General features: G+C 37.4%; 24 protein-coding genes. 6 read left to right on the forward strand and 18 right to left on the reverse strand.

Annotated elements, in window-relative coordinates; all coding sequences use genetic code 11:
• Positions 1-6 precede the first annotated feature (6 nt).
• Positions 7-606, forward strand: a complete 600-nt coding sequence (locus tag REI64_RS03075; RefSeq protein ID WP_308848625.1) for a response regulator transcription factor — start codon at positions 7-9, stop codon at positions 604-606.
• Here REI64_RS03075 and REI64_RS03080 read toward each other — a convergent pair.
• The 6 genes from REI64_RS03080 to REI64_RS03105 all read right to left on the reverse strand — a co-directional run bounded on the left by REI64_RS03080 (position 599) and on the right by REI64_RS03105 (position 4,602).
• Positions 599-1,204, reverse strand: coding sequence for an SGNH/GDSL hydrolase family protein (locus REI64_RS03080; RefSeq protein ID WP_308848626.1), 606 nt, complete (start codon positions 1,202-1,204; stop codon positions 599-601). The two genes, REI64_RS03075 and REI64_RS03080, sit on opposite strands and share 8 nt — an antisense overlap.
• Before the next feature lie 2 nt (positions 1,205-1,206).
• Positions 1,207-1,548: a DUF2752 domain-containing protein gene (locus REI64_RS03085; protein WP_308848627.1), complete on the reverse strand. Its 342-nt coding sequence runs from the start codon at positions 1,546-1,548 to the stop codon at positions 1,207-1,209.
• Positions 1,549-2,019, reverse strand: a complete 471-nt coding sequence (locus REI64_RS03090) for a DUF5684 domain-containing protein (RefSeq protein WP_308848628.1) — start codon at positions 2,017-2,019, stop codon at positions 1,549-1,551.
• Positions 2,020-2,123: 104 nt separating this feature from the next.
• Positions 2,124-3,065, reverse strand: a complete 942-nt coding sequence (locus REI64_RS03095) for a carboxypeptidase-like regulatory domain-containing protein (protein ID WP_308848629.1) — start codon at positions 3,063-3,065, stop codon at positions 2,124-2,126.
• A 72-nt stretch (positions 3,066-3,137) separates the two neighbouring features.
• Positions 3,138-3,833 (reverse strand): lipoyl(octanoyl) transferase LipB, encoded by a 696-nt coding sequence (gene lipB / locus REI64_RS03100; RefSeq protein ID WP_308848630.1) that lies wholly within the window; start codon positions 3,831-3,833, stop codon positions 3,138-3,140.
• Positions 3,834-3,954: 121 nt separating this feature from the next.
• Positions 3,955-4,602 carry a 4'-phosphopantetheinyl transferase superfamily protein gene (locus REI64_RS03105; protein ID WP_308848631.1) on the reverse strand — a complete coding sequence of 216 codons (648 nt, stop codon included), beginning with the start codon at positions 4,600-4,602 and terminating at the stop codon, positions 3,955-3,957.
• Between the two features lie 171 nt (positions 4,603-4,773).
• On the opposite strand from REI64_RS03105, the gene dcd reads away from it, so the two are divergent.
• From dcd to REI64_RS03125, 4 genes are all read left to right on the forward strand, one after another.
• Positions 4,774-5,310, forward strand: coding sequence for a dCTP deaminase (dcd, locus tag REI64_RS03110; RefSeq protein ID WP_308848632.1), 537 nt, complete (start codon positions 4,774-4,776; stop codon positions 5,308-5,310).
• A gap of 162 nt (positions 5,311-5,472) precedes the next feature.
• Entirely contained in the window at positions 5,473-8,208 is a 2,736-nt protein-coding gene (locus REI64_RS03115) for a TonB-dependent receptor plug domain-containing protein (RefSeq protein ID WP_308848633.1), read from the forward strand.
• Between the two features lie 124 nt (positions 8,209-8,332).
• Positions 8,333-9,100 carry an enoyl-CoA hydratase/isomerase family protein gene (locus REI64_RS03120; protein ID WP_308848634.1) on the forward strand — a complete coding sequence of 256 codons (768 nt, stop codon included), beginning with the start codon at positions 8,333-8,335 and terminating at the stop codon, positions 9,098-9,100.
• A gap of 86 nt (positions 9,101-9,186) precedes the next feature.
• Complete coding sequence (locus REI64_RS03125; protein ID WP_308848635.1) at positions 9,187-10,062, forward strand: SDR family oxidoreductase; 876 nt, start codon at positions 9,187-9,189, stop codon at positions 10,060-10,062.
• Between the two features lie 16 nt (positions 10,063-10,078).
• Here the strand turns inward: REI64_RS03125 and REI64_RS03130 are convergent, their stop codons facing one another.
• The 7 genes from REI64_RS03130 to REI64_RS03160 all read right to left on the reverse strand — a co-directional run bounded on the left by REI64_RS03130 (position 10,079) and on the right by REI64_RS03160 (position 13,345).
• Complete coding sequence (locus REI64_RS03130) at positions 10,079-10,462, reverse strand: DUF393 domain-containing protein (RefSeq protein ID WP_308848786.1); 384 nt, start codon at positions 10,460-10,462, stop codon at positions 10,079-10,081.
• Entirely contained in the window at positions 10,459-10,701 is a 243-nt protein-coding gene (locus REI64_RS03135; protein WP_308848636.1) for a hypothetical protein, read from the reverse strand. Before REI64_RS03135 ends, REI64_RS03130 begins: the two co-directional genes overlap by 4 nt.
• Entirely contained in the window at positions 10,688-11,245 is a 558-nt protein-coding gene (locus REI64_RS03140) for a hypothetical protein (protein WP_308848637.1), read from the reverse strand. Before REI64_RS03140 ends, REI64_RS03135 begins: the two co-directional genes overlap by 14 nt.
• Positions 11,215-12,054, reverse strand: a complete 840-nt coding sequence (locus tag REI64_RS03145; protein ID WP_308848638.1) for an HTTM domain-containing protein — start codon at positions 12,052-12,054, stop codon at positions 11,215-11,217. Before REI64_RS03145 ends, REI64_RS03140 begins: the two co-directional genes overlap by 31 nt.
• 86 nt (positions 12,055-12,140) lie before the next feature.
• On the reverse strand, positions 12,141-12,818 hold the full coding sequence (locus REI64_RS03150) for a DUF5819 family protein (protein ID WP_308848639.1): 678 nt from the start codon (positions 12,816-12,818) through the stop codon (positions 12,141-12,143).
• Positions 12,784-13,068 carry a hypothetical protein gene (locus tag REI64_RS03155; RefSeq protein WP_308848640.1) on the reverse strand — a complete coding sequence of 95 codons (285 nt, stop codon included), beginning with the start codon at positions 13,066-13,068 and terminating at the stop codon, positions 12,784-12,786. The genes REI64_RS03150 and REI64_RS03155 overlap by 35 nt, the downstream gene beginning before the upstream one ends.
• A 16-nt stretch (positions 13,069-13,084) precedes the next feature.
• Complete coding sequence (locus tag REI64_RS03160; protein ID WP_308848641.1) at positions 13,085-13,345, reverse strand: hypothetical protein; 261 nt, start codon at positions 13,343-13,345, stop codon at positions 13,085-13,087.
• A gap of 287 nt (positions 13,346-13,632) precedes the next feature.
• Between REI64_RS03160 and REI64_RS03165 the strand changes: the two genes are divergently transcribed.
• Positions 13,633-13,902, forward strand: a complete 270-nt coding sequence (locus REI64_RS03165) for a helix-turn-helix transcriptional regulator (protein ID WP_308848642.1) — start codon at positions 13,633-13,635, stop codon at positions 13,900-13,902.
• Positions 13,903-13,922: 20 nt separating this feature from the next.
• Here the strand turns inward: REI64_RS03165 and REI64_RS03170 are convergent, their stop codons facing one another.
• The 5 genes from REI64_RS03170 to REI64_RS03190 form a co-directional block, all read right to left on the reverse strand.
• Positions 13,923-14,939, reverse strand: coding sequence for a Smr/MutS family protein (locus REI64_RS03170; protein ID WP_308848643.1), 1,017 nt, complete (start codon positions 14,937-14,939; stop codon positions 13,923-13,925).
• Between the two features lie 70 nt (positions 14,940-15,009).
• Positions 15,010-16,056 (reverse strand): beta-ketoacyl-ACP synthase III, encoded by a 1,047-nt coding sequence (locus REI64_RS03175; RefSeq protein ID WP_308848644.1) that lies wholly within the window; start codon positions 16,054-16,056, stop codon positions 15,010-15,012.
• A 326-nt stretch (positions 16,057-16,382) separates the two neighbouring features.
• Positions 16,383-17,297 (reverse strand): outer membrane beta-barrel protein, encoded by a 915-nt coding sequence (locus tag REI64_RS03180; protein WP_308848787.1) that lies wholly within the window; start codon positions 17,295-17,297, stop codon positions 16,383-16,385.
• A gap of 3 nt (positions 17,298-17,300) precedes the next feature.
• Entirely contained in the window at positions 17,301-19,163 is a 1,863-nt protein-coding gene (locus REI64_RS03185) for a hypothetical protein (RefSeq protein WP_308848645.1), read from the reverse strand.
• 325 nt (positions 19,164-19,488) lie between these two features.
• Entirely contained in the window at positions 19,489-20,088 is a 600-nt protein-coding gene (locus REI64_RS03190) for a hypothetical protein (protein WP_308848646.1), read from the reverse strand.
• Positions 20,089-20,126: the final 38 nt, after the last annotated feature.

The raw sequence follows: 20,126 nt of genomic DNA on the forward strand, positions 1-20,126 counted from the left end.
GAATAAATGAGGATACTGATAATAGAAGATGAGATTATTATTGCCCGATTTATTGAGCAACAACTGAAAGCTAATTTTAACTGCAGCACGGCTCTTGCTATTAATTTAAATGAGGTAAAGGGAGTGATGAAAGACTTTTTGCCACATTTAGTGCTTTGTGACATCAACTTAAACGAAGATGAAGATGGCATTCAAATCATTAGCGAATTACAGCAAACCTATGGATTTGGCACCATTTACATCACCTCTTATCAATCTAAAGCAACCATAGAAAGAGCGCTAGCCACCAAGCCACTTAATTATATTGTAAAACCTGTAGATGAAACTAAGATTTACACCGCAATTAAATTAGTGGAAAACACCGTGGCCTTACAGACCAAATACGGCGAACGAACCAGCAACTCGTTACCGATTAACCACATTGAGTTGGCCATTGTAAGGTTGATTTTAAAAGGGCAAACCACTAAACAAATTGCAGATACACTTTACTTAAGTCCGTATACTGTTAAAAATTACCGCCACAAAATTTGCCGCAAACTAAATTTAGCTGATGAAAACAATGCTTTACTGAAATGGGCTTTACAGAACGAAGATCTGATTATTTAGTAACCTCTTCTGCTAGCAACTTTGCCCATTCACTATACATCTTCCCAGAGGGATGAAGTCCGTCGCTGGCAATGAGGTTTTGCTTTTTTATAGCCTGTCTTGATCCAGGAGTGATATCTACATAAGTTACATTTCTTGCTTCCGTTTCTTGCCTATTGATCCCGTTAAAACTGTCGATCTCATCGCTGATGGCTTGCAAATCACGCCCACTATTTTTGGCAAACTCGGTTACGCCCCAATCTGGTATAGAAACTACGTAAACATTTTCCTTTTTACCCGCAGCAAAGCTGATGGCAGTTTCTAGTAGCTCAGCAAATTCAGTTCTGTAGGTTTCTTGCGAATAACCGCGATACTGATTATTTACGCCGATGAGCAGAGTAACCAAATCGAAAGTTTCGGTAATTTGTTCTTGCTGTATGGCGTGTCGAAGTTCATCGGTAGTCCAACCTGTTTTGGCAATTACTTTCGGTTGCTCAAATGCGTCGCCACCATCACTTAATAATTTTGTTAGCTGAAATGGAAAGGATTCTTCCTGTTCTACAGCTTCACCAATAGTGTAAGAATCGCCTAATGCCAGATAAGTTTTTTTGTTCGCCATAATTAGTGCACATGCTGAAACAGCATTTTGTAAATATAACTGATGACGATTACAAAACCCGTAAAAAAATACATTGCTTTAAGCCACTTCGCCTCCTGATTAAATTTAAACAACCAAGCACCAAGACCTGCCATTAAACTTACCAAAAATGGAATTGTTGCTGGATAAAGTTCTAAACTTGTTGTGAGATCACCGCTTAACAAGGCAACAACAGATCGCTGAAAACCGCAGCCCGGACAATCTAAACCAAAAAGATATTTGAACGGGCAGGGCAGCAAAAAAATATCCGCCCTGCGCAAAATGAGCAAAGCGGATATTTTGTAAATATTTAAAGCAATCAGCAATTAAAACTGATTTGGGTTTTGTTGATTAAACGGATCGTTAGGGTTGCCAAAACCATTTCCGAAACGACCTTGTTGTGCCTCAGCCGCAGATGGACCAATGTATTTTGCGCTACCGAAACCTAAAATTGGCCAAAAGATAAATGGCAACAAAATTAAGCCAACGGTAAACCCTTCTTCTTTCCCGAAGCTTTTGCTCATCAGGTTAATTAGCCAAATACCAAACACAATATTAACACATGGAATTAGGCACCATAACAACCAAATACTTGGCTTTCCAACAATTTCTATCATAACATAAGTACTATAAATTGGAATGAGGCTAGCCCAACCTGGCTTACCAGCTTTTTCAAAAGCTTTCCACGCTCCAATAATACTGATAATTGAAATGCCTAAGCCTATGATAAAAAAGATGAAAAAAACACCCGCAAAGATACCGGCGCCAGCAGAAGAGTAATCAGATGAATAATCCATAATTTAGTGGTTTTTAGTTTTTGATTTAGTTAAGATAAAGTTAGCACTTACCTCTAAATATCAAAATGTTAGACGAATATTTTTCTTAGCACTTTTAAGATTAATTATTCAATGATTTCTATGGTTGCTTTTGTTAATATATCGGCGAAACCTGTTTTGCTGCGATCACCATCTTTGGGTACGACACCTGCCCTATGTAAAAACCAATCAGTTCCTAGAAATTTCCGATAGGTTAAGCCATAAGACGAATCTATTCTATGGGCAATTTCAGGTCCGTAATAGGTGAAGGGTCTGGGTATTTTCTTTTTCTTGCCATTTACGTCAACTACTTCACGAAAAGTATTGCTTACAGACGCATACTTTTCATTAGCGAGCCACTCTATTGCGACGTAAAAACCTTTTTCAGGAATTTTAATCTGATATTCAGAAATATCAAACTCGTTCCAAGCATTTTTCTTTGTAGCAACAAGTTCTAGGCTTTTACCTAACAGATCTGAACCTGGCAAACCTTTTTCGTTATCGTACAACCTTACTCTAAAAGGCGCATCGTACTTGTGTCTGCCTACAAAAAAATGAACGCTCTTTACTACACCTGTAGTCTTTTCTTCATTCTTCATCAAAACAGCAGTTTGAACTCCAGACCTACGAAGCCTTTCATTAAAAGGATTGAAATTACTGCCCGTTTTTTCTAGAACACCAACTTCCTTTAAAACTACTTTACCTTTTTTAATTACCACTTCACTTAAAGTAATTGATGCCGGAAGAAGTTCGTAAATAGCTCCTACACCCGTACTTAAATTCGTGATATACTTTGCTTTGTAGCCTACACATGAAATCTTTAACGTGTCTGAAATTTTTCCTTGAGGTAGCTCGAAAACAAAAACACCATCTTGGTTACTTTGTGTACCAGTTTTGTACTTAAAACTTTCCAAATTCACATAAGGAATAGGCTGCTTGGTAGTAGCATCAATTATTTTGCCTTCAATTTTAATTTGCGCAAAACCAAAACATGGTAGCAATAAAAAGGAGAAGAGTATCGATTTCATATTGCGTTAAATAGATTAAAAACGCAAGATAATAATTTTAAGAAAAGTTGATGTGCTTGACAACCGCAGGCGCTAAACCAGCTCCATTTTAAAAAGTGCTGCTATGTGGTTTTTCAGTTTCGATCTCACCTCTTCCATATCTAACGCTCTACCCAATTCACGCTGCATAGAAGTTACATCTTTATCGTCAATACCACATGGCACAATGTTTTTGAAGTAATCTAAATCAGCATTTACATTAAAAGCAAAACCATGCATAGTTACCCAACGACTACAACGTACGCCCATCGCACAAATTTTACGGGCTTTTTCATTATCTGCATCTAACCAAACACCGGTGTATCCTTCATATCTTCCGGCGGCAATGCCATAATCTGCCAAGGTGAGAATTACCGCTTCTTCCAAAGTACGCAAATAAAGGTGTATATCAGTAAAAAAATTGTCTAAATCTAATATAGGGTAACCAACAATTTGCCCCGGCCCATGATAGGTAATGTCGCCACCTCTATTGATCTTGTAGTAAGTTGCTTCTTTGTCTTTCAGTCCCTCCTCATCTAACAACAAATTTTCGGGCTTACCACTTTTCCCTAAAGTATAAACGTGTGGGTGTTCGTTAAAAATAAGATAGTTAGGTGTTTCTAAAGCTGTGTTTTCTGTACGGTTTTTACCTTTAAGCGCAACAGTTTCATTGAATATTGCCTCTTGCCTATCCCACGCTTCCTGATAATCAGTTAAACCCCAATCTATATATTTTACTTTTTTGTTCATACCCCTAGCCCCTAAAGGGGAATTTATTGTTGTATTGTTACCCCTAAATCCCCTAAAGGGGACTTTCAGGTTGTGCTGTTAAATCTCTTTGTAGTTAAATCCCCCTTTAGGGGTTAGGGGCTTACCCTATCACATAACCCAACATATAGCCGTCATCGGTTTTAAAATAATTTACTTCGAGTTCTTTTGTCCCCTCTGGCAAATTAACCAAAGCAGTTAAATCGCCTTCATCCCTTAGTTTAAATGGCTTGATGTGGATATCCCGTTTAAATTCCAATTCTTTTCTGCCATGCCATTTATAAATTGCCTCTTTTGCACACCAGCACACATACAAACCATTGATGTTATCGCCAATCTGTTTTTGCGCCAACTCCACATCCGACAGGAATTTATGTCTAACCAACTTAATCTTATGCTTAATCATTTCCATATCCAGCCCTACTTTTTTATCGGCATCTCTGCTAATCATTACGGCAGCATAATCATAAGAATGGCTCAATGAAATATGATAATCGTAATTTACCAAGTACGGTTTACCATGATCATCCATTTGGCAATCGATATATTCTTTGGTGTTGAGCATGGTGCGCAGCAACAAACGAGTGCTGAGCCATTGCAGGGCCCTTTTTTCGCTCTTAAAAGAATCGATTTTATCGAGTTCGTGCTGCTTAAGCTGAAGACCAGACATCAATTGATCATGGTTCTCTTCAATTTTCCATACCGCAAGTTCGGTATGTTCATCAATTTTTAAATCAAAAACTACGGGCATCCTCTAATTAGAAAATCAATGCAAAAGTACGAAATTTTAACATAGCATGGCAATCAATGCAAAAACGGCCTACAATTTATTTGTCTCAACAAACCAAAGTCGCAAATTGCTGGCATTATGTCCTTTGCCCTTTGGTGATTTTCTCCTAATTTAGTCCAAAAAACTGCGAAAATGATATTATCGGACAAACGGATACTTGAAGAGATAGACAAAGGCACCATTATTATTGAACCATTTAAACCAGAGTGTTTAGGCACCAACTCTTACGATGTACACTTAGGCAAATATTTAGCAACCTACAAAGACCGCATATTGGACGCCAAAGCACATAACAAAATAGAACATTTCGAAATTCCGAAAGATGGTTTTGTGTTGCAACCAGGCACTTTATACTTGGGCGTAACCGTAGAATATACCGAAACACATGAACATATTCCGTTTTTAGAAGGAAAAAGCAGTACTGGTAGGCTAGGAATAGATATCCACGCTACTGCGGGTAAAGGCGACGTTGGTTTTTGTAATACTTGGACATTGGAGATTTCTTGTGCACAACCGGTACGTATCTACGCAGGCATGCCTATTGGCCAATTAATTTACTTTATGGTAGAGGGTGAAATTGCCAACCTTTACAACACTAAAACCAATGCAAAATACAACCATAAAACCACACGCCCAGTAGAAAGCATGATGTGGAAAAACATTTTTTAAGTCTTTTTGAACCTTGTAACTAAAATAATAGTCTATAGTTTATCAATTTAGAAATTGCTTTTTGTAACTTGAGGTGTTAATTGTCAATATATCAGCAAAAAGAACATTTAAAGAAGGGCGTAATAAGAGCATTTCAAATTGGCAAACTAAAAGCACAGACAAATGAAAATTAAAAATATTACGTTCTCGATAACGCTCTCTAGAACGCTCTCAAAACGCTTCATATTATCGGTTTTTGGCGTAGCTATACTTAGCTTAATTGGCTCTTCGTCGGTAAATGCACAAGATGCTAACATTAGTAATTTCACTACAAAAATTGATGAGCTAACCAGCAAAAGCGCTCAAGAAAAAGTTTATCTGCACATGGATAAACCTTATTACGCCATAGGCGATGATATCTGGTTTAAAGCTTATACCATCAATGCCAAAACAGGTCTACCATCAACCATTAGCGGTTTGCTTTATGTAGAACTGATTAACGAAAAAGATTCGGTAACCAAGCAATTAAAACTGCCAATGAGAAGTGGTATTACTTGGGGAGATTTTAAACTGACCGATTCACTTAGCGAAGGCAACTACCGTGTTAGGGCCTATACCCAATGGATGCGCAATGCTGGAGAAAATTTCTTTTTCGACAAAACCATTAAAATTGGAAATTCGTGGGCAAACAAGGTTTTTACAAAATCTAGCAATGTGGTTAGCTCCGAAAACAATCAGCAGAAAGTTACTACCACCATTCAATTTACTGATAAGCAGAATATTCCTTATACCAACGCTCAGATAAACTACGAAGTTAAATTAAACAATAAAACAGTAGAAAGGGGCAAAGGCACCACCAACGCTGAGGGAGAAATTACTATTGAAACCGTAAATAAACAACCGGAAGCTTTAAAAAGTGGTCAAATCATTGCCAACATCACTTTGCCAAATAAACAGGTAGTAAATAAGGAAATTCCGTTAAAAACCACTTCAAAAGATGTGGATGTTCAGTTTTTCCCTGAAGGTGGCAAATTGGTAGAGGGCTTGCCGAACAAGGTGGCCATCAAATCGGTGAATAGTAACGGACTAGGCGAATTAACCACTTGTATAATTATTAATAACGAGGGCACTGAAATTTCTAAATTGGAGACTAACAAGCTCGGAATGGGGTCTTTCTTTTTAAACCCAGCTGCCGGACAAACCTACAAAGCCAATTTAACATTCTCAGATGGCACAAAAAAAACTGTAAACTTGCCCATAGCAGAAAAGAGCGGACGTGTACTTTCTGTAAGTAATTTAGACAGCACCAAAATGTCTATCAAAGTTTACTTTACCGAAGACCTATTGAACAAAGAAGACAACTACTTAATTGCACAACACAATGGTATCGTCTATTTTTCTACCAAGGTGGCTTCTAGCAAGCAGGTGGTTTCTCTAACTGTTCCTAAAGACAGTTTGCCATCGGGAATTTTACAGATTTCGTTGCTATCTTCAACGTTTATGCCTTTAAATGAGCGCATAGCCTTTATTAACAATTTGTATGACAAGATTGATGTACAACCGGAAAATTTAAACACTAGCTATGGCAAGCGAGAAAAAGTAGATTTATCTTTAGCGACGAGCAACAATGGCAAACCAGTGCAAGGAAGTTTTTCGGTTGCAGTTACCAATACAACAGCAGTAAAACCAGATCCAGAAAATGAAACCAATATCCTTACCAAGCTATTGCTAACCTCTGATTTGGTGGGCTACGTTGAAAAACCAAACTATTATTTTCTTAATAACGACAGAAATACGAGGTTCGATTTGGATAATCTTTTACTTACACAAGGCTGGCGGAAAATTGATTGGCAGCAGATTAACAGCGGAGTGGAAACACCACCAAAATTTCTGGTAGAGAAGAAAATGCAGATTAGCGGAACCGTAACCAGAAGTGGCAAACCTGTAGTAAAAGGCAAAGTTTCACTTGTTTCGTTTACTGGCGGATTTTTTATGACCGATACCTTAACGGACGATAAAGGACGCTTTAATTTCGACATTGAGTTTTTAGATAGCACTAAATTTGTGGTGCAAGCCCGTACTGATAAGGACAGGAAGTTTGTAGATATCGTGATGGACAAAGTTCCCGGAATGCTAACCAGTAAAAATCCAAATACTGGCGATATTGAAGTTAATGTAAACCAAGCTTTGGCTTCCTATCTACAAGAAAGTAGTAGGTATTTTGATGACCAAACTAAGCGAGGTTTATTAAACAGAACTATTTTATTAGATGCAGTAAACATTGTTGAGAAAAGGAAACCTACTCACAATTCGTCTAACTTGGGTGGGGCTGGCAACGCCGATGCCGTTTTTACTGCCAAAGATTTAGAAACCGCATTTTCACTTTCGCAGTATTTACAAGGACGTATTGCTGGTGTGCAGATTAGAAACGGGCAAGCTTTTGCCAGAGGCAGCCAAAGTCCAATGGTAATAATGCTTGATGGAATGAATATGGGTGAAGAGTTTAATTTAGACGATTTGGTAGTACAAGATATAGAAACCGTAGAGATCTTGAAAAGTATTGGCACCACCGCTATTTATGGCATGCAAGGCGGTGCTGGTGTTATAGTAATTAACACCAAACGTGGTGACGGAGTTAGATCAGTTAACACCTATACCCCAGGCTTAATTAACTTCAACCCTAAAGGCCTAAGCGTTGTTAGAGAATTTTACTCGCCAAAATATGATGTAAAACCGGATAGCAGACCAGACCTAAGAACTACTGTTTTTTGGGAACCGCAAATGGTTAGCGACGCAAATGGAAAAGCAAAAATTAGTTATTTTAATACTGATGTACCAGGGGTTTACCGCATAGTAGTAGAGGGTATTGATGTAAACGGGAATTTGGCAAGGAAGGTGTTGAATTACGAAGTAAAATAAAAAGAACATTGAAGAGCATTAATTTTATGCTTGCATAATAAAATCAAACCTCTTAGCTTTATAAACTGTTCATGATTAAGATAATCACGAACAGCAAATGTTTTAATCTTAAAAGCTAAGAGGTATGAGTACAATTTCCACATCCGTAAAAGATAAACTTGCCATTATCACTTTAAATCGGGGCAAATCAAATTCGTTAAACCGAGAAATGGTTACCGAGTTGCAAGATATGCTTCATAACATCGAAAACGATGATAATATTGGCGGAGTAATCATTACTGGAAAAGAAAACTTCTTTTCTGCAGGCTTAGATCTCATTGAACTTTATCATTACAACGAAGAAGAAGCCAAAAGCTTTTGGAATTTGTTTCTCAATTTCAGCGCAAAAATTACTGCATTTAAAAAACCATTGGTAGCGGCTATTAATGGTCATAGTCCAGCAGGAGGTTGCGTAATTGCCTTAGCTTGCGATGCCCGTATAATGGCTGAAGGCAAGTACATCATTGGCTTAAATGAGGTTCCGGTTGGCATTATTGTTCCTAACAGTATATTCTCGTTATACTCTTTTTGGTTAGGACAAGCCAATGCTTATCGTAATTTATTAGAAGGCAAACTTTTTTCTCCAGAAGAAGCTTTAAGTGTAGGTTTAGTAGATGAAGTAGTGAAACCAGAAAGCATTATGACGGCTGCAGAAAGAAAAGTGCGGAAATACATGGCTTTTGAAGCAAATACTTGGCAGCACAGTAAAGTGAACTTACGTAAAGATATTATTGCAGCAACTAGTGCAGATCAAACCAAAGACCTAGAAATAATGTTAAAACAGTGGTGGTCTCCGGCTACTAGAGCTATTTTAAAATCGTTGATAGATAACCTGCAGAAGCCTAAATCTTAATTGTTAAATTGTTTTATTGCTGAATTGTTGACCTTGATATCTCTGAAGCAAGGTTCTCATATCTCACATCTCAATACTCAAATCTTATGTACAATCAACCAATGTTAAAAGACGACGCTTTAAAAGGAAAAACTATTGTAGTAACTGGCGGCGGAACAGGCTTAGGCAAAGCAATGGGTACTTACTTCCTAAAGCTGGGAGCCAATTTGGTCATTACCAGCAGGAAATTGGAAGTATTGCAAAAAACAGCCCAAGAAATGGAAGCCGACACAGGCGGTAAAGTTTTAGCTGTACAATGTGATGTGAGAGATAATGCCCAGGTTGAAAATGTACTTGCAACTGCTTTAGCAAAATTTGGTAGCGTGGATGTTTTAGTAAACAATGCTGCTGGCAACTTCATCTCTCCTACCGAACGCTTATCTGCCAATGCTTTTTCTAGTATTATTGATATTGTATTAAAAGGCACGGTAAATTGTACTTTGGCTTTCGGGAAGCATTGGATTAAGGAAAAACAACCCGCTAGTGTATTGAATATCGTAACCACTTATGCTTTTACCGGCTCTGCTTATGTCGTTCCATCTGCCTGTGCAAAGGGTGGCGTATTGGCATTAACTCGCTCTCTAGCGGTAGAATGGGGCAAATACGGAATTAGAACCAATGCCATTGCTCCAGGGCCATTCCCAACCAAAGGTGCTTGGGATAGATTATTACCTGGAGATTTAGCAGAGAAGTTCGACTTTAAAAATCGTGTGCCGCTAAAACGTGTAGGCGACCATCAGGAATTGGCCAATTTATCTGCTTTTTTAGTGAGTGATTTTTCCAACTACATCAACGGAGAGGTAATTACCATTGATGGTGGCGAGTGGCTACAAGGTGCTGGTCAAATGAACGGATTAGAAGCAATTCCCTCAGAAATGTGGGATATGTTGGAGCAAATGACTAGAGGAGCTAAGGGAAGTTAAGAGATAAACCGATTTTTTAAAGAAGGCGATGGCACAACATACAACTCTCTTGTTTGCCCCCAATATTGTAGCGGTTTTTAGCTACCAAATCATACAACCAATCCCTTATAAATTTGGGGATAATAATGAAAAAATATAGTGCCCAAAAGAATTTTAATTGTTTAGCAATACGTAGCACAGCCGATGATTTATTATACACCTTACCATTATCCAATAAAATAATACTGGTAAGCTTATAGGTGTTAAAACCATAAGGATTTAACATTTGTTCCGCGACCTCACTTTGTAAAGAAGCAAACTTAAAAACACCTAGTTTATCGTATTTAATGATAAATTGTACTGCACCATTACATAGGTTGCAAGCTCCATCAAAAAATATAATAGACTGTGCTTTTATTATTTGAAGTCATGCTTGTCAAATATCTCATTATTATACTTTTCTACAGCATCATAAAACTCTTTATCTTTCGCATATTTTTTTTCTTGTTTTGTTATCTGCCCAACAATCTGCTTACTAGTTAGCACCGCTATGAAAGACAATACATACACAATGATTCCACTTTTCATATCGATAAAAAATAAAATAACCGATAATGGGAACAAAGTAAGAAAAACATAATTCCGTTTAATATTTTCCATAATCATTCGTTTTATTACTTATTTTTTTTGCCACGGCAATGGAAATTGGATAGGCAATTACTCCAGCTATTAACATCCCCATTATAAAAGTAAACATATTTTGCACTAAAAAAGGCCATTTGGAAAAAGAATCATAATCTTTGTTGCTAAGTTCGCTTTGTGTATGGCTTAATACCAATTTTAAAGCCTTTGCGAATTTTTTGGAAAATTCATTTCTTGTAATAAATTGATATGCAAAGTCGAACATCATAACCAATAATGTACATAAGAATATATATAAGGAAACCTCATAAACACCTTTTAATGCAGGTTTATTTTGTATGAAATTATGCTTTTTAATTGGGATTACAACCATAGGAACCGTTACCAGTGTAATTATAAAAAACACAACAAATGGAATGATGGTTAGCAAACCTATCATTGTATCTGGCATGGTTAAAGGGTCTTTAGGATAAACGAATATACTAAAGACTATAAAACCAACAAGACTTGTCACTGTTGCGGCATAAAATGCTATATATGTACTATTCTTAAATTTTTCCATTTAAACAATAATTTGTCTTTTAGTTTTTCAATTATCTCTTTTATCATTCTATACTCATCGTCATCTATAAACAGTGCATAAGAACCTATCATAATCCACGAAAAATTATCTATCCTCATAAAAATAAATATGCCAACGTGAAAGAAAAATCCCAATCCGATTATCCAGAATTTAGTTTTTTTAAACCAGATGAGAAAAGCAAAAGCAAGTTCCCAAAGTAGAGTAAAATAAGTAGCGAGAACTACAAAAAAATAGTTTCTAGTTAAAGGAATATTCCAATCAGTAGCCCTAAACTCGGCAACACGCATGGTATAAAAAACAGCAGTTCCGTTTAGCCAAAGGCTACCCTGTAGCTTTGCCAAGGCTGTAAAAAAGTATACAAATGTAATTTGAATTATTATGGCACAAGTTGCAACAGGGTTAACAATAGTGGTTATAGGTTTAACCAAGCTTACAATTACATTAAAAATTTTTATCTTCTTATAATAATTGGTGGCAAAATATCGGTAGGAATCTGCCATTATTAAGAATGGAAAGGTTACTTGTATTACATTATCGGACCCATCTAATATGAAAGGATTTCTCATTCTGAGTATGGTAAACATGATGTATAATACAATGCCGCTAAACCAGCCAAACTCTCCAAACAAGAATAACACCCCAAACACTATCATTACCAACAAAAATAACGTTGGTCTATGGTCTAAAGAAAAATCATAGGCAATAAAGTCGTAATATAAAAAACTCATTGCTTGTTTATACTCCCCAATTGGATAAACGGCATTAGCCCCAAAAAGTATGTTTGCCATTGGCAAATAAAATAGGCAGCTTTTTAAAAGCAAAAAAGTTAATATAATTCTATATAGCGATAAGCCTATTTTTTTGTCCTGCATCATTATATTAGTTTCGTAGGCTTAATCCAAAGAGAATTATACCGATAATTTTTTGCTGAAAAATAATCTTGTTCCCTCTTAGAAAACCTAGGGAAAAAAGCATCTATTATCTTATATTCTATAAATACAGAATCGGGCTTGCTATTTCTATACAACTTGTTGTAAACCGTTTTACTGTAATTAACCACACCAAAATGCCCCTGCGATTTAATAATATATTTTTCCATTTTATTGGTTATGTCCAAGGTGTCTATCTCTGTTCTCGTTTTTTTTGTTTCGCTCTCCCAAATTTTAATCCTCAAATCAATAATGTTCGAAGCGCAGGAGTTCAAAAATTTTAAAGGTCTTTGCGTTGGTGTCCAAAAATTATTGTTTTTCTCTTTTAACAAGGGGGTCACAATATCTATCCAACTAGAATTAGTCGCTCTGCTATTTTTATAGGATATAAACCTTATCTGTATGGTTTGATTTGAATTTGCAGGATTTGGAGAGAACAACGACCACTTTTGGGAGAAATGTGGGCTAATATAATTCTCCAACTCTACCTTAAACCTATGGTTGATAGGGTTTGCTGGGAGTTGATACAGAAACAATGCTAAAAAATGAACAATCAATAGCAGATATAAAATACCTGCTATTGATTTTCTAATTATCAAATCTACTAAAGTCTTCTTTGTCATAGCCAATATTCAATGCTAGTACCTCACCATCCTTTCCATAGTCTGTCTTGGTATCCATATAGCCATTATAAAACCCCAGTACAAATGCAGCCACGAGCAAAAGTCCCTCTGGCTGGTTTGCACTAATGGTATTCATAGCTACGCTATTTTTAACCTCTTTAAAAGCCCCAACTTGAGTCTTATTGGCAAAAGCTAAAACTGACACAAAAAGCAATAACAAGCATAAGCTTATTGAAATATATTTTTTCATAACATTATCGTTTAACTTAATTATCAAATGATGAGAAATCAGCAGGGTTATGAACGGAAATTTCTGCTAATGCTATTTCTTCACTTCCATGTACACTATGCCCTACTGCTCTTCCCAATGCATAACCCGCTGCATAGAAAGCACCTACTACTAGCACTACCGCACCAACAAGATCTACCTTTTCGTTCTCGATTTGGGAAACAACATTGAGTTCACCAACCACCTGTTCCGCACCAAATGAAGTTTGGTAGGTGAATGAAATTACTGTAATTGCCATAAGACAGACAACTACAATCTTGGAGAATTTTTTCATATAGTTTAGTAAAATTTTCACCTGCTCTTTTCAAGATTTTCGGTAACCTCTTGCTGCTGGCCAAACATTAAATCAAATGTAAAGGCAACTGATAGCAAACTGCAAGATTTTTCGCCCTCGAAATACGAGGGTAAAAATTTAGGCCGCTATTTTTAATTATGTAACATTTCTGTAGCTTTATAAAAAAGAGAATTATGATTTAAACCTACCTACCTACCTACCTACCTACCTACCTACCTACCTACCTACCTATGAAAAAAGAAGCTGGAATAGTAATTAAAGCCATTAGGCTGCGGCTCGGCTATAAACAAGAATACGTAGCACAAAAAATTAACATTAGTGCAAGCTTATTGGGTCATATAGAAAATGGCCGTGTTGGACTAGATATTGACAAACTATATCTTTTGGCTAATCTTTATCATGTGTTGCCCAGAAATATTTTAGAAATAGCAATAGAGCTGTATAAGAATAAAACCGAAGATGGTTTAGATAGAGCCATAAGTTACATTACAACAAAATAATCTAAATTTCCAAGCATAATCTAAACCCTAAAAATCACCTCTGTAGCACCATAACCAAATTTTTCTTTTTTGGCATCCATAAAAGTGCGCACCTGCGGATGTTTGCTAATTACCTTATGAATATGGTTTCTCAAAGTACCGTTACCAACGCCATGAATAAATACAATTGAAGACATTTGATGAACTATAGCTGCATCTAGAACTTCCTGAAACTTATTCAGCTGAACATCTAAAATTTCACTTTGTGATAAGAAATGATGGTCGTCTGTGAGTTTCTCGATATGTAGATCTACCTCTTGTTGTGGTTTTGCAACTTTTGGTTTATCTTCTTTTACACTGAAGAAACTTTCCTTTAGCTTTTGAGCATCAATTACCAAGGCAGGCTCATCCAATCTAATCAACCAACCATATTTATTGATTTCTGTGATTTGATTTTTAGCACCGCTGAAATCTTTAGCCTTGAAACGCTTATTTAGTTGTAGTGGAGCTTTTGGTTTTAAATTACCAGGAGTAAAAAACAAAGCCTGAAACGTGAAATTTGACCAATTGTCTAAATCGCCAAGGTTCGCGGTGTAGATTTGAACACTGCCTTTTGGTTGTACTACGCCTACAAAATCACCTTTGTAAATTCCAGCTTTTTCTGTTTTTAAGGATAACAGTAATTGATATGAGGTTCTGTTCACCAAAGTAAAGTGAGCCACTACAGAGGCTTTGTTGTCCTCGGCAACCGCTAAATAAACACCATCTTCTACAAACTTTTCGTCTACCTGTAGTGCAGGCATGGCATTGTTTGCTGTATCCGCATTGCTGTGATGACCGTGTACAAAAGTTAAATTGCTTTTAGCTACCGGAATTTCAAAACCATCCGTATCAGTAACACCTACGGTCAAATCATCAATTATTTTGGTGATGTAGCCTTCTCTTTTTTCGTCTATGAAACGAACGTAGTCTCCAACCTTAAACCCCAAACCCCTAAAGGGGCTTTCATTTCTAACCTCTAAATCCCCTAAAGGAGACTTTTCCTTTCTATCGTTCATATTGTTGCTTAATTTTTTACTTTTTGTATTTCCATCATGCCTTTAATTCCCACTTTAGGGGGCTAGGGGGTTACCATTTAATTAAAGCACTTGCCCAGGTAAAGCCAGAGCCAAATGCCGCCAAGCAAATCAAATCACCTTCTTTTACTTTGCCAGCTTCCCAAGCCTCGCTTAAAGCAATTGGTACCGATGCTGCAGTGGTATTTCCGTATTTTTGGATGTTATTGAACACCTTATCATCGCTTAAACCCAGTAACTGCTGCACGTATTGACTGATACGCAAATTAGCTTGGTGCGGCACCAACAAGTCAATATCTTTTGCTGTATAGTTATTAGCGGCTAAAGCTTCATTAATTACCTCTGGAAATTTGACCACTGCCTTTTTGAAAACCGCAGGACCATCCATATAAGGCAAGGCAGCACCACTTTCTATTTGTTCGGTGGTAATGAAAAGTCCGCCTAGTTCTTGATTTGGAAATGCTGGCTTATCTTTTAACCATTTATTGGCGTGCGCTCCAGGATAGTGCATTGCTAAAATCTCTGCATCGGCACCATCGCTATGTAAATGCGTACTTAAAATTCCCTGACCTTCTTTTTTTGCTCTTTGTAAAACTGCCGCCCCTGCCCCATCGCCAAATATTACCGAAACATTGCGGCTCCGAGTATCAAAATCCATCGCAAAAGAATGTTTCTCGCTACCTACTACCAAAATGTTTTTATACATTCCGGTTTTAATGAACTGATCGGCTACGGAAAGTGCATACACAAAGCCTGAACATTGGTTACGAATATCCAAAGCACCAACCTCTTTCATCCCCATTTCGCGTTGCAGTAACACACCGCAGCCCGGAAAATAGTAATCGGGACTTAGGGTAGCGAAGATGATGAAATCGATATCATCTTTGGTAACACCTGCTCGTTCCATCGCTACCTTTGCAGCCTCGATGCCCATTGTAGTAGTAGTTTCTTCGTACCTATGCGCAAAGCGACGCTCTTTTATGCCTGTGCGTTCTTGAATCCATTCGTCGCTGGTTTCCATGAAACGCGATAAATCATTATTGGTATATACATTTTTTGGCACATAATGGCCGATGCCGGCAATTTTTGAACTATACATAATAGGCGGTTTGATATACAAAGATAGGTTAATTTACGATTTTAGTCCCGAACATTCGGGATACGATTGGTTAAAAGAAAACAAGACTTTGAGGACTAAGTTTGAACTTAATTTATTGTGTGTCCAAAATTTGGAAAGGGATAATGCAATTGAGTTTTATGCAGGACTTTTTGTTAACTAAACCTGATGGCAGCGGTTATATCCCGATTTTTATCGGGAATAATAGCGAACAGCAGGGCTACCGTTACCGAAATGCTTGTTGCGAAAATTTCCAAATAAAAAAAGGCCGCATCCACGGCCTTGTGCTTAATTAATTATTAACCACGCTAGAACCTAAACATGGTATCTTTACCCCCAACTTTACCTCCAAAATTTTGGATGTTGTACGTGAGCGTAAAGAGCCCGTGCCTACCAATATTGTTCACTCGCAAATCTCTAGCGGTATTTTCGGTGATGTAGACGTAACGCCTGTTATTGGTATTCAGAATATCGTTGAAGCTGCATTTGAGTTGCAAGCGGTCGTTTTTTAGGAAAAGAAAAGTAACAGCAGCGTTCCAAAAACTCATGGTGTTGTTTTGTCCGTTAAGCGTTTGCGTGTTGTGCTGTAAGCGATAGTTGGTTTCCCAAACCACTTTCTTAGGGAAACGGATAATCATTTCGGTATCGCTGCTGTGGTTATAGTAGTTTAAATCTCTGAAGAAATCGCTTTCGTAGTAACTCTTGTTAAAGCCAAAGCTGTAGGTTTCGCCAAATTCGAATTTATCGTTTAGGTTAATTCTAGCGCCAACCCGAGGCCCGCCATTGATGATTCTACTTTTGCTATTTACGCTATTTACAATTACATAGCTTTGATTGTAGTTGCCCCAATAACCCGTGCTAATGGTAAACTGCTTTCTGGTGCCTTTAAATTCTTTCGACAGATTACCGTTGCTATGGAACTGCCAAATACCATCTTGATTTACAGGTGTGGTTGTCTGCACACCGCCATCGCTAACGGTTCTAGACATAATTAGGCCATCGTTTTGTACGCTACCACCTAGATATAAATTATAGCTCAATGTTTTTTGAGTATCGTATTTGTACACATTCATGTTTACTTGGTGTGTTTTAGATGGCCTTAAATTTGGATTACCATTTTGGATAAAAAACGGATTGGTGTTGTTCGCTACGGGCTGCAGGTAACTCACTAATGCTTCCCTAAATGAGGGCGAGTAGCTGAAATTTAAGCTCTTGTACCTGATGGTTCACTGCGGTGCGAAAAACTGAATATGCGGCTCGAAACGTTGGTTATTCGCAAAGTCGTTTGTTAAATCGATGGTGTTGAATACGAAGCCAGGCTGTATGTTCAAATCTTTGTTCACTTTCCATCGCAAGCTTAGGCGGTTGTTGGTTTTAAAGCCGCTCTGATTAACTGTCTCGCTCAAATTTGGCACAGCAATGTCGTAAGCTTGGTTACTCGGATTTTTAATAAAGGTGAGTAGCGCATTTTCATTATCAATATAATTGGCGTTGCTAGCGATGTTTAAACTTAACGACTTGCTAATAGGTTCGCTGTAATTTGCGTTTAGGTTGACGTTAAAATAGCCAATGTTGTTATCACGCCACTGGTCTAAATATTCGCTAGCATTTTGGGGGATATAGAAATTACTTTCGTTAAGATTGTAAGTATCTGTGAGGTTTTCCCTTTTCGAAACATTTAAAGTAAGATTTAGGGAACGTCCGGCTTTTTTAAAGTCTTTCCATAAGCTTGTGCTCAGGTTTAAATCGGTATTTCTACCTTTTACTCTCGAGTTGTTATCGCCATCACTTTCTAGTAAGAGTTGAGTGTTGTAAGTACTGGTTCTTAATGCGCCGCGGTTGTTTGAAATACCAATTGAAGCAGTAGGTTCTATAGTTAGTTTGGTCAAACTATCTAACTTGGCTTCAATTCTAGCACCAAAATTATGACTGTAATTTCTGTTGGTTTGCTGCGAGCTGGTGTTAATGAACAGCCTTCTTTGTGCCAAGGTTTGGTCTACGTCGGTTTGCGAATCTATGAAGTTATCGCTATACCCCAAAAAGTACTTACCGTTAATTTTTATCCCTTTTTTGGTGAGGGTATTGAAGTTTGCACCAGCACCTCCAGATTGCGTTATACCTCCGTTCATGCCTCCTCCAAAAGAAATTCCATTTAGGCTAAAACCACCCTCAGAGTTAATGGAAGTAGAATTTACACCGGCTCTCTGCATACCTCCAATGCGCATTACATCAGAAATGCTGAAACCAGGTTTGTTTGCGTTGTTGCCATAACCTAACACACTTACTTGAGTGGTATCTCTAAAGAAGCTCATGATACCGCCTGCTTCGAATAATTCCCTCGGCCCGCCACCTGCATAGAGTTTTCCAAAAGCACCGCTTTTAATTGCTTTTTTAAGTTTTAGGTTGATGATTTGAGGAATGTTACCCGCCACAATATCTGGATCCCTACGTTTCGCTTCCGGGTCGTCTGTTAATTGTACCTTATCGATGATGTTTGCTGGTAAATTCTTAGTCGCAATTTGCTGGTCGCCGCCGAAGAACTCTTTGCCGTCTACCAAAATTCTACTTACCGATTTGCCATTTACTAAAATTCCACCATCGCCATCAATGGTAACTCCGGGCAGTTTTCTCAATAAATCTTCTACTACAGCACTTGGCAACGTCTTAAACGACTCTGCATTAAACTCGATGGTGTCTTTACGTACAACAATTGGTGGTCGCTCAGACTGTATCACCACTTCGTTTAGGTTATTTGTTTTTTCTGAGAGATAAATATTGCCAAGATTTAAATTGGTTTGGGATGCCTGCAAAGTCACTTCTTTACGAACCACATTGTACATCCAAGCGTTAATTACCAAACGATATCTGGTGCCAATTTCTAAGTTATTGATTTTGAAAACGCCTTTATCGTCAGAAAGCTTGTAGGTATGCAAAACTGTATCAGCACCTTTAAATACGGAAATAGTAGCAAAATTTAGTGTAGTTTTTTTATTAACGCTGTCTAGTAAAGTTCCGCTTACGGTGCCTTTTTGCGCAAATAAAAGTTGTTGAGTAAGTAGTGTAACGAAAAGTAGTAGAAGTTTCTTCATTTGTTTGATTTTACTCAAAAGACGCAGCAGCAATTATAATGTTGCACAAAACTAAAAAAATAGTTTAAACTAAAAAATTAGTTTTATTAACATTCGCTTTTGAAACTAAAAAAGCCGAATAAGTAAATCTCATGCGGCTTGTCTATTTTAATAATTTGTTTACGTAAAAAAATCTAAGTCACTCGTTCGATTATTAATTTAGCTAAATAGCCATTACAAGCTGATGCTGACCTGTAGTTAAACGGAAAGCTACTTGTAAATTTATTTCAGGGTCAACTATAAAAAATATAGAGCTAAATCAATTGAATAATTGTCGAACTCAGGGTTACAACAAAATCTTACTACTTACTTCTTTATCTATCGTGATATAACCTGGGTATTTTACCAAACCTCCGCCAACTTTAATAGATGGACGGATTTTCAAGGTTACCAATCCTTTTTTCTCTGAGCCATTGGTGGCACCGCTGATAAAAGCGCCAATATCATCTATCATTTTGTTATCCGTTAAGAATTGATAGATATTGGCATTTACCTGTACTGGGACTTGAGTAGTTTGTCCAGCGCCAATGCTCACGCTTTGGTTAACCGAGCCGTTGAAAACTTCTTGTCGGTTAATTAGTACAATGTAATCGAAATTGTTAATGGCTGCTAGAGCATTTGATGGGTTGGTAATCTCCAAATTCAGCTTTGCTCTAAGCGGAATATCTTTCCTTAACAAACCTAAAGCCACCCCTGGAAAGTTTACGGAAGAAGTTGCACCACTTTGGATGATTTTCTTTACATCTGCACCAGCTATGGTAATATTTGTGGCATCCGTTAGGCGGTAATCACATTGCTCTAAAGCTTTAATTTGTTGTGCTTGTTTATTGATGCCGCATGACCCTAAACCAAGGATGATAAAGCAGGCTAAAAGTATTTGTTTCATTTCTTGTGTGTGTTTAATTAGCCACAGTACTTGTCCCG

The organism is Pedobacter sp., assembly GCF_031119335.1.
Classification (GTDB): Bacteria; Bacteroidota; Bacteroidia; order Sphingobacteriales; family Sphingobacteriaceae; genus Pedobacter.

Excerpts from the sequence above, each read along its gene's own strand:
- REI64_RS03075 (WP_308848625.1), top strand. The coding sequence starts at position 7 with ATGAGGATACTGATAATAGAAGATGAGATTATTATTGCCCGATTTATT.
- REI64_RS03080 (WP_308848626.1), bottom strand. The coding sequence starts at position 1,204 with ATGGCGAACAAAAAAACTTATCTGGCATTAGGCGATTCTTACACTATT.
- REI64_RS03090 (WP_308848628.1), bottom strand. The coding sequence starts at position 2,019 with ATGGATTATTCATCTGATTACTCTTCTGCTGGCGCCGGTATCTTTGCG.
- REI64_RS03095 (WP_308848629.1), bottom strand. The coding sequence starts at position 3,065 with ATGAAATCGATACTCTTCTCCTTTTTATTGCTACCATGTTTTGGTTTT.
- lipB (WP_308848630.1), bottom strand. The coding sequence starts at position 3,833 with ATGAACAAAAAAGTAAAATATATAGATTGGGGTTTAACTGATTATCAG.
- REI64_RS03105 (WP_308848631.1), bottom strand. The coding sequence starts at position 4,602 with ATGCCCGTAGTTTTTGATTTAAAAATTGATGAACATACCGAACTTGCG.
- dcd (WP_308848632.1), top strand. The coding sequence starts at position 4,774 with ATGATATTATCGGACAAACGGATACTTGAAGAGATAGACAAAGGCACC.
- REI64_RS03115 (WP_308848633.1), top strand. The coding sequence starts at position 5,473 with ATGAAAATTAAAAATATTACGTTCTCGATAACGCTCTCTAGAACGCTC.
- REI64_RS03120 (WP_308848634.1), top strand. The coding sequence starts at position 8,333 with ATGAGTACAATTTCCACATCCGTAAAAGATAAACTTGCCATTATCACT.
- REI64_RS03125 (WP_308848635.1), top strand. The coding sequence starts at position 9,187 with ATGTACAATCAACCAATGTTAAAAGACGACGCTTTAAAAGGAAAAACT.
- REI64_RS03135 (WP_308848636.1), bottom strand. The coding sequence starts at position 10,701 with ATGGAAAATATTAAACGGAATTATGTTTTTCTTACTTTGTTCCCATTA.
- REI64_RS03140 (WP_308848637.1), bottom strand. The coding sequence starts at position 11,245 with ATGGAAAAATTTAAGAATAGTACATATATAGCATTTTATGCCGCAACA.
- REI64_RS03145 (WP_308848638.1), bottom strand. The coding sequence starts at position 12,054 with ATGGCAAACATACTTTTTGGGGCTAATGCCGTTTATCCAATTGGGGAG.
- REI64_RS03150 (WP_308848639.1), bottom strand. The coding sequence starts at position 12,818 with ATGACAAAGAAGACTTTAGTAGATTTGATAATTAGAAAATCAATAGCA.
- REI64_RS03155 (WP_308848640.1), bottom strand. The coding sequence starts at position 13,068 with ATGAAAAAATATATTTCAATAAGCTTATGCTTGTTATTGCTTTTTGTG.
- REI64_RS03160 (WP_308848641.1), bottom strand. The coding sequence starts at position 13,345 with ATGGCAATTACAGTAATTTCATTCACCTACCAAACTTCATTTGGTGCG.
- REI64_RS03165 (WP_308848642.1), top strand. The coding sequence starts at position 13,633 with ATGAAAAAAGAAGCTGGAATAGTAATTAAAGCCATTAGGCTGCGGCTC.
- REI64_RS03170 (WP_308848643.1), bottom strand. The coding sequence starts at position 14,939 with ATGAACGATAGAAAGGAAAAGTCTCCTTTAGGGGATTTAGAGGTTAGA.
- REI64_RS03175 (WP_308848644.1), bottom strand. The coding sequence starts at position 16,056 with ATGTATAGTTCAAAAATTGCCGGCATCGGCCATTATGTGCCAAAAAAT.
- REI64_RS03185 (WP_308848645.1), bottom strand. The coding sequence starts at position 19,163 with ATGAAGAAACTTCTACTACTTTTCGTTACACTACTTACTCAACAACTT.
- REI64_RS03190 (WP_308848646.1), bottom strand. The coding sequence starts at position 20,088 with ATGAAACAAATACTTTTAGCCTGCTTTATCATCCTTGGTTTAGGGTCA.